General features: G+C 48.3%; 12 protein-coding genes and 1 rRNA gene. 8 read left to right on the top strand and 5 right to left on the bottom strand.

The window, feature by feature from the left end; all coding sequences use genetic code 11:
- The first annotated feature begins 5 nt into the window (after nucleotides 1-5).
- Nucleotides 6-121 (top strand): 5S ribosomal RNA (gene rrf, locus DA718_RS29290).
- A gap of 120 nt (nucleotides 122-241) precedes the next feature.
- Here rrf and mobB read toward each other — a convergent pair.
- Both mobB and mobA read right to left on the bottom strand, forming a co-directional pair.
- Nucleotides 242-751, bottom strand: a complete 510-nt coding sequence (gene mobB / locus DA718_RS29285) for a molybdopterin-guanine dinucleotide biosynthesis protein MobB (RefSeq protein WP_112216914.1) — start codon at nucleotides 749-751, stop codon at nucleotides 242-244.
- Nucleotides 748-1,329 (bottom strand): molybdenum cofactor guanylyltransferase MobA, encoded by a 582-nt coding sequence (gene mobA / locus DA718_RS29280; RefSeq protein WP_112216913.1) that lies wholly within the window; start codon nucleotides 1,327-1,329, stop codon nucleotides 748-750. The genes mobB and mobA overlap by 4 nt, the downstream gene beginning before the upstream one ends.
- Before the next feature lie 71 nt (nucleotides 1,330-1,400).
- On the opposite strand from mobA, the gene DA718_RS29275 reads away from it, so the two are divergent.
- The 3 genes from DA718_RS29275 (at nucleotide 1,401) to dsbA (ending at nucleotide 3,383) form a co-directional block, all read left to right on the top strand.
- The gene (locus tag DA718_RS29275; RefSeq protein WP_110276062.1) at nucleotides 1,401-1,670 is read left to right on the top strand and encodes a YihD family protein; all 270 of its coding nucleotides are present in this window, start codon (nucleotides 1,401-1,403) and stop codon (nucleotides 1,668-1,670) included.
- A 75-nt stretch (nucleotides 1,671-1,745) separates the two neighbouring features.
- Complete coding sequence (locus tag DA718_RS29270; RefSeq protein ID WP_112216912.1) at nucleotides 1,746-2,732, top strand: serine/threonine protein kinase; 987 nt, start codon at nucleotides 1,746-1,748, stop codon at nucleotides 2,730-2,732.
- Between the two features lie 27 nt (nucleotides 2,733-2,759).
- Nucleotides 2,760-3,383, top strand: a complete 624-nt coding sequence (gene dsbA / locus DA718_RS29265; RefSeq protein ID WP_110276064.1) for a thiol:disulfide interchange protein DsbA — start codon at nucleotides 2,760-2,762, stop codon at nucleotides 3,381-3,383.
- Between the two features lie 49 nt (nucleotides 3,384-3,432).
- On the opposite strand, the gene DA718_RS29260 is transcribed toward dsbA, so the two are convergent.
- Nucleotides 3,433-4,329 carry an acyltransferase gene (locus tag DA718_RS29260; protein ID WP_112216911.1) on the bottom strand — a complete coding sequence of 299 codons (897 nt, stop codon included), beginning with the start codon at nucleotides 4,327-4,329 and terminating at the stop codon, nucleotides 3,433-3,435.
- 396 nt (nucleotides 4,330-4,725) lie between these two features.
- On the opposite strand from DA718_RS29260, the gene polA reads away from it, so the two are divergent.
- Both polA and spfP read left to right on the top strand, forming a co-directional pair.
- Nucleotides 4,726-7,506: a DNA polymerase I gene (gene polA / locus DA718_RS29250; protein WP_112216910.1), complete on the top strand. Its 2,781-nt coding sequence runs from the start codon at nucleotides 4,726-4,728 to the stop codon at nucleotides 7,504-7,506.
- Nucleotides 7,507-7,670: 164 nt separating this feature from the next.
- Nucleotides 7,671-7,718, top strand: a complete 48-nt coding sequence (spfP, locus tag DA718_RS31185) for a small protein SpfP (protein WP_071892919.1) — start codon at nucleotides 7,671-7,673, stop codon at nucleotides 7,716-7,718.
- A gap of 137 nt (nucleotides 7,719-7,855) precedes the next feature.
- Here the strand turns inward: spfP and yihA are convergent, their stop codons facing one another.
- Nucleotides 7,856-8,488 (bottom strand): ribosome biogenesis GTP-binding protein YihA/YsxC, encoded by a 633-nt coding sequence (yihA, locus tag DA718_RS29245; RefSeq protein ID WP_112216909.1) that lies wholly within the window; start codon nucleotides 8,486-8,488, stop codon nucleotides 7,856-7,858.
- A gap of 583 nt (nucleotides 8,489-9,071) precedes the next feature.
- On the opposite strand from yihA, the gene yihI reads away from it, so the two are divergent.
- Both yihI and hemN read left to right on the top strand, forming a co-directional pair.
- A complete protein-coding gene (yihI, locus tag DA718_RS29235) occupies nucleotides 9,072-9,578 on the top strand; it encodes a Der GTPase-activating protein YihI (RefSeq protein ID WP_110276068.1) in 507 nt (168 codons plus the stop codon).
- 188 nt (nucleotides 9,579-9,766) lie between these two features.
- Complete coding sequence (gene hemN / locus DA718_RS29230; RefSeq protein WP_112216907.1) at nucleotides 9,767-11,140, top strand: oxygen-independent coproporphyrinogen III oxidase; 1,374 nt, start codon at nucleotides 9,767-9,769, stop codon at nucleotides 11,138-11,140.
- A gap of 37 nt (nucleotides 11,141-11,177) precedes the next feature.
- Here hemN and DA718_RS29225 read toward each other — a convergent pair whose 3' ends face one another.
- A complete protein-coding gene (locus DA718_RS29225) occupies nucleotides 11,178-11,288 on the bottom strand; it encodes a YshB family small membrane protein (RefSeq protein ID WP_110276071.1) in 111 nt (36 codons plus the stop codon).
- Nucleotides 11,289-11,300 lie beyond the last annotated feature (12 nt).

Below are 11,300 nucleotides of genomic sequence, written 5' to 3'. Positions count from 1 at the left end.
ATTTGCCTGGCGGCGACAGCGCGGTGGTCCCACCTGACCCCATGCCGAACTCAGAAGTGAAACGCCGTAGCGCCGATGGTAGTGTGGGGTCTCCCCATGTGAGAGTAGGGAACTGCCAGGCATTAATTAAGTGAAGAGCCCATCCGTCAGGATGGGCTTTTTGCGTTTTTATAGTCCGCAAATATCGATAGATATATCAGGATAATTGCACATGGCTATATCTGAAATATCTATCGGATGCTTATTTAGGCCTCTTTAACCACTGCATAATAAAAGTGACTATCTGCTGAATATCATTTAGATCTAACAGTGGAAGTGATGTTTCGACAGGAATATCGCTGGCTATCGCAATCACGTGCTCATCAAACACCAACTCTTCTACGCTATGTCCGTTGTTTTGCCGATAAAGTAGAATTTTTGGCACAGATTCATGCTTAAAACCTTCAACTAGCACTAAATCTAACGTTGATGCGTCCATTCTGCTTACCAGCCAGACAAGGTCCAGAGTTGGTTCATCAGGTGTTTCCGTCATTAATGCCCAGCGCTGTGAACTGGCGACAATAGTCTGTGCAGCTCCGGCTTTACGTAGCTCATAGCTATCTTTGCCGGGTTTATCCACGTCCATATCATGGTGAGTATGTTTAATGAGCCCCGGGCGTAGACCTTCAGTACATAATGCCGGGATCAGCGCCTTCAACAACGTTGTTTTACCTGTACCGCTCCAGGCAGCGATAGCCAAAAGAGGTATCATGATGGCACCTGCATACTCTGCAAATCGTTAAGAGTGTTTACGTTAATAAAGGCTGATTTTACATCGCTGAAATCAACACTATGCCCACCAATCTTACGCATGAATACCATTACTCGCCGCTCTCCCCCGGCCAGATAGATTTCCAGTTCTGCAATCACCTCTTGATTAACTAAAGCAATAGCTGGATGGTCGCGCTCACCATCATGAACCCAAACGGCCGGGGATGATTTTTTCTGCTGTATTAAGCGCTCGGCAAGGAATGAGGGAATAAATGGCGTATCGCACGGGCAAAACAAAAACCACTCGCTCTCGATTTGTTGCATAACGGAGAGCATCCCGGCCAGTGGGCCAGGGAAGTCGTTCAGGCTGTCGGTAATAATCGGGTAGCCGCTCCCTTGCCAGCTATCAAGATTGCGGTTAGCGCTAATCACCAGGTTTGTTACCTGAGTTTCTAGCGAGTCGGCGACGTGACGCCACAAGGCTTTACCGTTTAGCTGCTGCAATCCTTTATCTATCCCCCCCATGCGTGTGGCTCTTCCTCCCGCCAGCACAACACCGGTTATTACCCTGCCTTGCATATCAATATCGCCTCTTTCATTGTGGGATTGTCCCTGCTAACGTGTCTTTATCTAGAGTAAGGAGCATTACTATGAAATGTAAACGTCTGAATGAAGTCATTGAACTCCTCCAACCTGCCTGGCAGAAAGAACCTGAACTAAATTTGATTCAATTCTTGCAAAAACTGGCCAAAGAGGCCGGTTATACGGGGGAATTAAGCGATCTTTCCGACGATATTCTGATTTATCATCTGAAAATGCGCGACTCGACAAAAGAGGCCGTTATTCCCGGTATTCAGAAAGATTATGAAGAAGACTTCAAAACCGCATTGCTTCGCGCTCGCGGAGTCATTAAAGAGTAAAAGGTTGTAAGCGCTGCCACGGAACAGGCTATGAGATGATATCCTGAATCATTCGCACGATTATCGGATGTCAGGATGCACGATAAGGCTTTCAATTTTCAGACGCTTCACCCGGATACCATCATTGATGGTTTGTTTGATCTGGGTATGCGGGTGGAATCTGGGCTCACCCCGCTTAACAGCTATGAGAACCGCGTTTACCAGTTTCAGGACGAAGATCGCCACCGCTATGTGGTGAAGTTCTATCGTCCTGAACGCTGGTCTGCAGAACAAATCCTCGAAGAACATCAGTATACCCTTCAACTCATGCAGGATGATGTTCCCGTTGCGGCGCCATTATCTTTCCATGAAAGTACGCTTCACCAGCACCAGGGGTTCTTCTTTGCCGTTTTCCCAAGCCTGGGTGGACGTCAGTTTGAGGCGGATAATCTCGATCAGATGGAATGGGTTGGACGCTATCTTGGCCGTATGCATCAAACGGGTCGCAAGCAGCGTTTTGTCGCTCGCCCGGAGATTGGTACTAATGAATATCTCCTTGAGCCACGCCAGGTCTTTGAGATCTCTCCGTTGATTCCTGCTGGTCTGAAAGAGGCCTTTCTCAGCGCTACCGATAAACTGATTGATGCTGTAATGGCACAATGGCACGGGAACGCTAATATCTTACGTTTGCACGGTGACTGCCATGCCGGAAATATCCTTTGGCGTGATGGCCCTCTGTTTGTTGATTTAGATGATGCGCGTAATGGTCCTGCTATCCAGGATCTCTGGATGCTGTTAAATGGTGATAAAGCCGAGCAGCGGATGCAGCTTGAGATGATCATTGAAGCCTATGAAGAGTTCAGCTCTTTTAATACGGATGAAATCGCTCTCATCGAACCTTTACGTGCAATGCGGTTAGTTTATTATCTGGCGTGGTTGCTCAGACGCTGGAATGATCCTGCTTTCCCTATAAATTTCCCATGGTTAACCGGGGAAGATTACTGGCGCGGGCAGACAATAACTTTTCTTGAGCAGGTGAAGGTTCTGCAGGAACCCCCTCTTCAGTTAACGCCAATGTATTAATGTGAAATATCCAGGAGAGAATTAATCATGAACAAAATTTGGCTGGCGCTGGCTGGTATGATTCTGGCTTTTAGTGCATCCGCTGCCCAGATCACCGACGGTAAGCAGTACATCACCCTCGACAAGCCAGTTGCTGGCGAGCCTCAGGTGCTCGAGTTCTTCTCGTTCTACTGCCCCCATTGCTATCAGTTTGAAGAAGTACTTCATGTGTCAGATAACGTGAAGAAAAAGCTGCCTGAAGGCGTCAAGATGACTAAATACCACGTTGAGTTCCTGGGCCCATTGGGCAAGGATCTGACTCAGGCGTGGGCTGTGGCGATGGCGCTGGGCGTGGAAGACAAGATTACTGTTCCAATGTTTGAAGCGGTACAGAAAACCCAGTCCGTCCAGACCGTGGCCGATATCCGTAAAATCTTTGTTGATTCTGGTGTGAAAGGCGAAGAGTACGATGCGGCGTGGAACAGCTTCGTGGTGAAATCTCTGGTTGCTCAGCAAGAAAAAGCCGCTGCTGATTTCCAACTGCAGGGCGTACCCGCGATGTACGTTAACGGAAAATATCAGATTAACCCGCAAGGGATGGATACCAGCAACATGGACGCATTTGTTGCTCAGTATGCCGATACCGTTAAGCAGTTAGTTGAGAAGAAATAAAAAACAAACGCCGGTCATTGACCGGCGTTGTTCTTTTCAGCGACTAAAATCATTTTTTGTGCCGCATTATTTCCGTCAGTTGACGATCCTTTTCTTCCCACAGCATATTTAACCAACGCTGGAAGTGGCGCTTAAAGTTTTTATCATTCACATAGTCGCCATGTAGATCTTCAGCTACAGGCTCCAGATTTATTCGCACCACAATCCGCGTCAATCGACCACTTAGCATGTCGTAAAATGGCCTGTGGTTGTTCTCTGGGTAACATAACGTCACGTTGAGCAGCTTATCAAACTGCGATCCCAGCACGCCCAATGCCATAGCGATACCCGCAGCTTTTGGGGGTAATAAGTTATTGTAAGGTGAGCGAGTCTGACGCTGTTTTTCTTCAGTAAAACGTGAACCTTCGACAAAGTTAACGATAGTCGTTGGGTGGACGCGGAATTTCTCGCAGGAACGACGGGTGGTTTCAACATCTTTACCGCGACGTTCTGGATGACGAATTAAATAACCACGTGAGTAACGGCGCATAAACGGCATGTCCAGGGCCCAGCAAGCAAGACCAATGAACGGTACCCAGGCTAGCTGCTGTTTGAGAAAGTATTTATTCATTGGGATATGTTTGCGAAACAGCACACAGAGCACCACGATATCAGCCCAACTGTGATGGTTGCTGATAAGTAAATACCAGTTTCTCTTGTTCAGGCCTTCAATACCTTGAACATCCCATTTTAACCACGGATTAAGATGTAGCAGTAGTGCCAACCCTTCACACCAGCAATACATCATGAAGTTGCAGAAAACAGATATCGAGCGCCAGACCGCAGGAATCGGCACAAGAAGTTTAATCAGTCCGGCGATGATTATCGGCACCGAGCAGATTATAGTGACTAAGATAGTAAGGGCGATACTTAGTGGAAGGGTTATCGCAGCGAGTAATCTCGACATAGTTAGTTTATTCAGAAAGTTAGGCTGACAAAAAACGCATTTAAACAGCGCAAGGGACTGATTTTATCAGAAAATACAGCAAATAACGGGTCTTACCAGAGCAGAAAAATTTCCGGATCTTATATCCACATGGAGTATTGAGTCATCAAAATGACATTACGATAAAATATATAACTTTAACTAAATGATAAATATGAATTAATTATTTAAAGGGCTATTTTGTTAAGAGTTGCCCAGCTATCATTTTAAAACTATGCACAAAGTTATCCACAGATAAAGTTGTGCAATGATCGTGGAGATCAATGAATCTTTTCGATGAAATAGGGGAAAAATTCAGGATTTTATGCCCGTCTGTGGCATCCTTTACCCATAATCTGATAAACAGGCACGGAAATTATGGTTCAGATCCCAGAAAACCCCCTCATCCTCGTTGACGGCTCCTCTTACCTTTACCGGGCATATCACGCTTTTCCCCCGCTGACTAACAGCGCTGGTGAACCGACTGGCGCAATGTACGGCGTACTGAATATGCTGCGAAGCCTGATCCTACAGTATCAACCGACTCATGCAGTCGTGGTTTTTGATGCCAAAGGGAAGACTTTCCGTGATGAATTATTTGAGCACTATAAATCTCATCGTCCACCGATGCCGGACGATCTGCGTGCGCAGATCGAGCCGTTGCATACCATGGTTAAGGCGATGGGCTTACCTCTGATGGCTGTTCCGGGCGTTGAAGCTGATGATGTGATCGGTACACTGGCGCGTGAAGCTGAAAAGGCAGGTCGTCCAGTGCTGATTAGCACGGGTGATAAAGATATGGCTCAGTTAGTTACGCCGGGTATTACCCTGATTAACACGATGACTAACACTATTCTTGGTCCGGATGAAGTCGTCACAAAATACGGCGTTCCACCTGAACTGATCATTGATTTCCTTGCTCTCATGGGTGACTCCTCGGACAACATTCCTGGTGTTCCTGGGGTCGGCGAAAAGACCGCGCAGGCGTTGCTACAGGGGCTGGGTGGGCTTGATACCCTGTATGCTGAGTCTGAGAAAATCGCCGGCCTGAGCTTCCGCGGATCTAAAACGATGGCGGCGAAGCTAGAACAGAATAAAGAGGTTGCGTATCTCTCTTATCAGCTGGCGACGATTAAAACGGATGTTGAACTGGATTTGAGCTGTGAAGAACTGCTCGTTGAGCAACCCGCAGCGGATGAACTGCTGACGCTGTTTAAAAAGTATGAATTCAAACGCTGGATAACCGATGTTGAGTCCGGTAAATGGATGCAGGCAAAAGGCGTTAAACCTACCGCGAAACCAGTCGAAGTGGCGGCAGATGCTGAAGAAGAGACGGCGGCAACGCTCTCCTCTGAAAACTATGTCACGATTCTTGATGAAGAAACACTGACGACGTGGATCGAAAAACTGAAGAAAGCGCCGCTTTTTGCTTTTGATACCGAAACTGACAGCCTTGATAATGTATCCGCCAATATGGTCGGCCTATCATTCGCCGTTGAGCCAGGCATCGCAGCTTATGTACCGGTTGCTCATGACTATCTGGATGCGCCGGATCAGATCCCGCGCGACCGCGTGCTGGAACTGCTAAAGCCCTTACTGGAAAACGATAAGCATCTTAAGGTAGGACAGAACCTCAAATATGATCGCGGTATTCTGGCTAACTATGACATTGAGCTGCGCGGTATTGCCTTTGATACCATGCTGGAGTCCTACATTCTTGACAGCGTAGCGGGCCGACATGATATGGATAGCCTTTCCGATCGCTGGTTGAAGCACAAAACCATTACCTTTGAAGAGATTGCCGGCAAGGGTAAAAATCAGCTCACCTTTAATCAAATCGCACTGGAAGAAGCTGGTCGTTACGCGGCGGAAGATGCTGACGTGACTCTGCAACTGCATTTGAAGATGTGGCCAAAGCTTCAGCAGAATGAAGGCCCGCTGAACATCTTTAAAAATATAGAAATGCCGTTGGTGCCAGTGCTCTCTCGCGTTGAGCGTAATGGCGTGAAGATTGACCCAGCCGTGCTGCATGCGCATTCTCAGGAAATCGCCAAGCGCCTGATTGAGTTGGAGAAGAAGGCATATGATATTGCAGGAGAAGAGTTTAACCTCTCTTCGCCTAAGCAGCTGCAAACCATCCTGTTTGAAAAGCAAGGGATTAAACCACTGAAGAAGACGCCGGGCGGCGCTCCGTCTACGTCGGAAGAGGTGTTGGAAGAGCTGGCTCTGGATTATCCGCTGCCAAAAGTTATCCTTGAATATCGTGGTCTGGCAAAACTCAAATCCACTTATACCGATAAGCTGCCGCTGATGATCAGCCCGAAAACGGGTCGCGTGCATACATCTTATCACCAGGCGGTTACTGCAACGGGACGCCTGTCATCTACCGATCCGAACCTGCAGAACATTCCGGTACGTAACGAAGAAGGACGCCGTATTCGTCAGGCGTTTATTGCTCCGCAAGATTATCTCATTGTCTCCGCCGACTACTCGCAAATTGAATTGCGCATTATGGCGCACCTGTCGCGCGATAACGGCCTGCTAACCGCGTTTGCGGAGGGGAAAGATATCCACCGCGCTACTGCGGCAGAGGTTTTTGGTTTGCCGCTTGAAAGCGTGAGCAGCGAACAGCGACGCAGCGCAAAGGCTATCAACTTTGGCCTGATTTACGGGATGAGCGCATTTGGCCTTGCGCGACAGCTCAATATTCCGCGTAAAGAAGCGCAGAAATATATGGATCTCTACTTTGAGCGCTATCCAGGTGTGCTGGATTATATGGAACGTACCCGTGCACAGGCAAAAGAGCAGGGATATGTTGAAACGCTTGATGGCCGCCGACTCTACTTGCCGGACATTAAATCCAGCAACGGAGCGCGTCGCGCTGGTGCTGAGCGTGCGGCAATCAACGCGCCGATGCAGGGAACTGCTGCGGATATCATTAAACGCGCAATGATCGCTGTAGATGATTGGCTGTTAAGTGAAAAACCGCGAGTGCGTATGATCATGCAAGTTCACGATGAATTAGTCTTCGAAGTTCATAAAGACGATTTAGATACGGTCGCGAAAAAGATCCACGAACTGATGGAAAGCAGCACGACGCTGGCAGTTCCGCTGCTGGTAGAAGTGGGTAGTGGGGAAAATTGGGATCAAGCGCACTAAGTGTTCAGTACATAAGGCCATTTTTTGTAAGTGAGTAACATAACTTATACCGTTTTGTGATGATCATTTGAATTTGCTATGTAAAGACTGAAAATAAACTACAAAAATGCTTTATCCATAACGGAAACAAGAGTAGAGTTAAAGACGTAGGGTACAGAGGTAAGATGTTCTATCTTTCAGACCTTTTACTTCACGTAATCGGATTTGGCTGAATATTTTAGCCGCCCCGGTCATTTATGACCGGGGCGTTTTTTATTGCGTGAAAGAAAACTTTTTGCGTCTTGATATTGGCGAGGCAGGCTGCCCGGATAAGGCTCCGTATGCCCATACCCGGGAAAATTGACGATAATTACTCGCTGTCTTCAGGCTCTTCCTGAGGAGGAATGTCGTTATACCAGCTATCCAGTTTCTGACGCAGTTTATCTACGCCCTGCTTCTTCAGGGAAGAAAATGCTTCCACCTGCACATCACCATTAAATGCGATTACCGCTTCACGGACCTGGTTGAGCTGGGCTTTGCGCGCGCCACTGGCCAGCTTATCGGCTTTAGTCAGCAGCACAAGAACAGGGATATCGCTTTCGACGGCCCATAGGATCATCTGCTGATCGAGATCTTTAAGCGGGTGCCGGATATCCATCAGTATGACCAGCCCTTTCAGACACAGGCGTTTTTCCAGGTATTCACCCAGCGCCCGCTGCCATTTGATTTTCATCTCTTCAGGAACTTGAGCGTAACCATAGCCTGGCAGGTCGACCAGACGTTTTCCCTCAGCAACTTCAAACAGGTTAATGAGCTGCGTACGCCCAGGCGTCTTTGATGTACGAGCAAGGCTTTTCTGGTTAGTCAGCGTATTCAGGGCGCTGGATTTCCCTGCGTTAGAGCGGCCAGCGAATGCCACTTCGATACCGGTATCAGAAGGAAGATGGCGGATATCTGGTGCGCTAGTGACAAAATGCGTCAGTTGATAATTCCAGTTGGTCAAGACGGTCGTCTCCGTTAATCAGGCTATGGCGAGGATTATACCTGAACAATAGAAAAAGGCTGTTTTTACCGCAACTCACCGATGTGAGTAAAAACCACATGCTTTGTGAGACATTGGCCATTGTTGATATAAGACATTTGTGAGAAAAGCCTGATTAAAAATTCACTAACATTCTATAAATCATACAATTAAGTGAAGAGAAGATTCTGAAATTAGCATTTTTTATACAGTTGCTGGTTGTAGGTTTTTCTTAAACCAGTAAAGTAGCGGGCAAGGGCGAAGGAAGCTAACAGGATTAAGACTCAGGACGAGGTGTCAGGAAGCGCCAGGAGGCGAGGACTACGGATTGTCAGGATGACAGGCGTCTGGAGACGTTTTAAAAGGAAATGGATGTAACAGGGACTGTTGGTAGCTAAAGGAAAGACAGGGGTTGTCGTTAGCTAACATGGAAAGTAGAAACCCATTAAGGGTTGTCAGTGCGGAAAAAGGCGACAGAGTAATCTGTCGCCTTTTTTCTTTGCTTGCTTTCTGCTAGATTCCGCCTCAATTCTATACTGAAGAAAACGGCCTGAAGATTAACACCATGAAAAAACCGACATCTGTACCTCGTGGCAAAAAAAGTCGCAAAACGCGTGAAGAATTGAACCAGGAAGCTCGCGATCGTAAGCAGCAGAAGAAACATCGCGGTCATGCGGCAGGAAGTCGTGCGACCGGTGGTGATGCCGCCTCTGCAGGTAAAAAACAAGGCCAACAGCAAGATCCGCGCATTGGCAGCAAAAAACCGATCCCGCTGGGTGTGACAGAGAATGCCCCAGTGATTAAGCAGCATAAACCGAAGAGCGAGAAACCTATGCTTTCACCGCAGGCTGAGCTGGATTTGCTGGAGAACGATGAGCGCCTGGACGCGCTGCTGGAACGTCTGGAAGAGGGCGGAACCTTGAATGCTGAAGAGCAGACCTGGGTTGATGCCAAACTGGACCGTATTGATGAACTGATGCAACAACTCGGCCTCTCCTACGATGATGACGAAGATGAGGAAGAGGAAGAACGCAAAGAAGATATGATGCGTTTACTGAAGGGCGGAAACTAACATTTGCACCCCATAGGATTCCCGGTCCTGCTTATAACCCTTTTGGTTATATGTTATCTGCTGTGGTTATTCGTTAAACTACGACGGTTGTCGCGGCGTCAGAAATGGCTGCGCAACCGGCTCATTACCCGAGGTGCGGTTGGGCCGGAGCGGCGTACCCGCCGACGGCACCATCGGAAGGAGTGAGCATGTCTGTGCAGTTAATCGACTGGGATCTGGCCCTGATCCAAAAATATAACTATTCCGGGCCGCGTTATACTTCGTACCCCACCGCGCTGGAGTTTTCTCCGGAATTTGGCGCTGCTGAATTTGACGCAGCGGTAGCCCGTTATCCGCAGCGACCTCTATCGCTGTACGTGCATATCCCGTTTTGCCATAAGCTCTGCTATTTTTGTGGTTGCAATAAAATTGTTACCCGCCAGCAGCATAAAGCCGATCAGTATCTGGACGTCCTTGAGCAGGAGATTATCCATCGCGCGCCGCTTTTTGCGGGTCGCCAGGTTAACCAACTGCATTGGGGCGGCGGTACGCCGACATATTTAAATAAGGCGCAAATTAGCCGCCTGATGAGCCTGCTGCGTACGCATTTCAATTTTAACGCCGAGGCTGAGATTTCCATTGAAGTCGATCCGCGTGAAATTGAGCTTGATGTACTGGATCATTTACGCGCTGAAGGTTTCAACCGCTTGAGTATGGGCGTGCAGGACTTCAACAAAGAGGTGCAGCGCCTGGTGAACCGCGAGCAGGATGAAGAGTTTATCTTCGCCCTGCTCAACCATGCCCGAGAGATTGGCTTTACTTCTACCAATATCGATCTGATTTACGGACTGCCGAAGCAAACGCCAGAGAGCTTTGCTTTTACGCTCCGGCGTGTTGCTGAGCTAAATCCCGATCGTCTGAGCGTATTTAACTATGCGCATTTGCCGACGCTCTTCGCCGCACAGCGCAAAATCAAAGATGCCGATTTACCTTCAGCAGAGCAGAAGCTGGATATCCTGCAGGAAACGATTGATTCGCTGACCGCTGCGGGGTATCAGTTTATCGGTATGGACCACTTTGCTCGTCCGGACGATGAACTGGCGATAGCCCAACGTGAAGGTATTTTGCATCGCAACTTCCAGGGCTATACCACCCAAGGGGATTCCGATCTGCTGGGGCTGGGTGTTTCGGCGATCAGTATGATTGGCGACTGCTATGCGCAGAACCAAAAAGAGCTGAAGCAGTATTATCAGCAGATTGATGAAACCGGAACGGCCTTATGGCGTGGCATTGCGTTGACTCGCGATGACTGTATTCGTCGCGATGTCATTAAAGCGCTGATCTGCAATTTCCGTCTCGATTTCTCCGCTGTAGAAACGCAGTGGGACTTAGACTTCAATGGCTACTTCACTGAAGATATGAAACTGCTGGCGCCGCTGGCCAAAGACGGGCTGGTGGATGTGGATGAGAAAGGGATTCAGGTGACGCCGAAAGGTCGGTTGCTGATTCGCAACATATGCATGTGCTTTGACGCATATTTGCGCCAGAAAGCACGGATGCAGCAGTTTTCCCGCGTGATTTAATCTATTCACCCTCTCCTTGCCGGGAGAGGGTGAATTATCAGCTAAACAATCCAACCATCGCCGCACACAGAACAGCAGCTATTGCCGTCTGCGGGGTGTGACCGGCTGCGACACCGCTCGATATAATATTTATGAGTGATTCAAGCATGATTTCCCCCTG

The sequence above is a fragment of the Klebsiella huaxiensis genome (genome assembly GCF_003261575.2).
Taxonomy (GTDB): Bacteria; Pseudomonadota; Gammaproteobacteria; order Enterobacterales; family Enterobacteriaceae; genus Klebsiella; species Klebsiella huaxiensis.
Note: the sequence above shows the minus strand (reverse complement) of the source record. Positions and strands in the feature narration are given on the sequence as shown.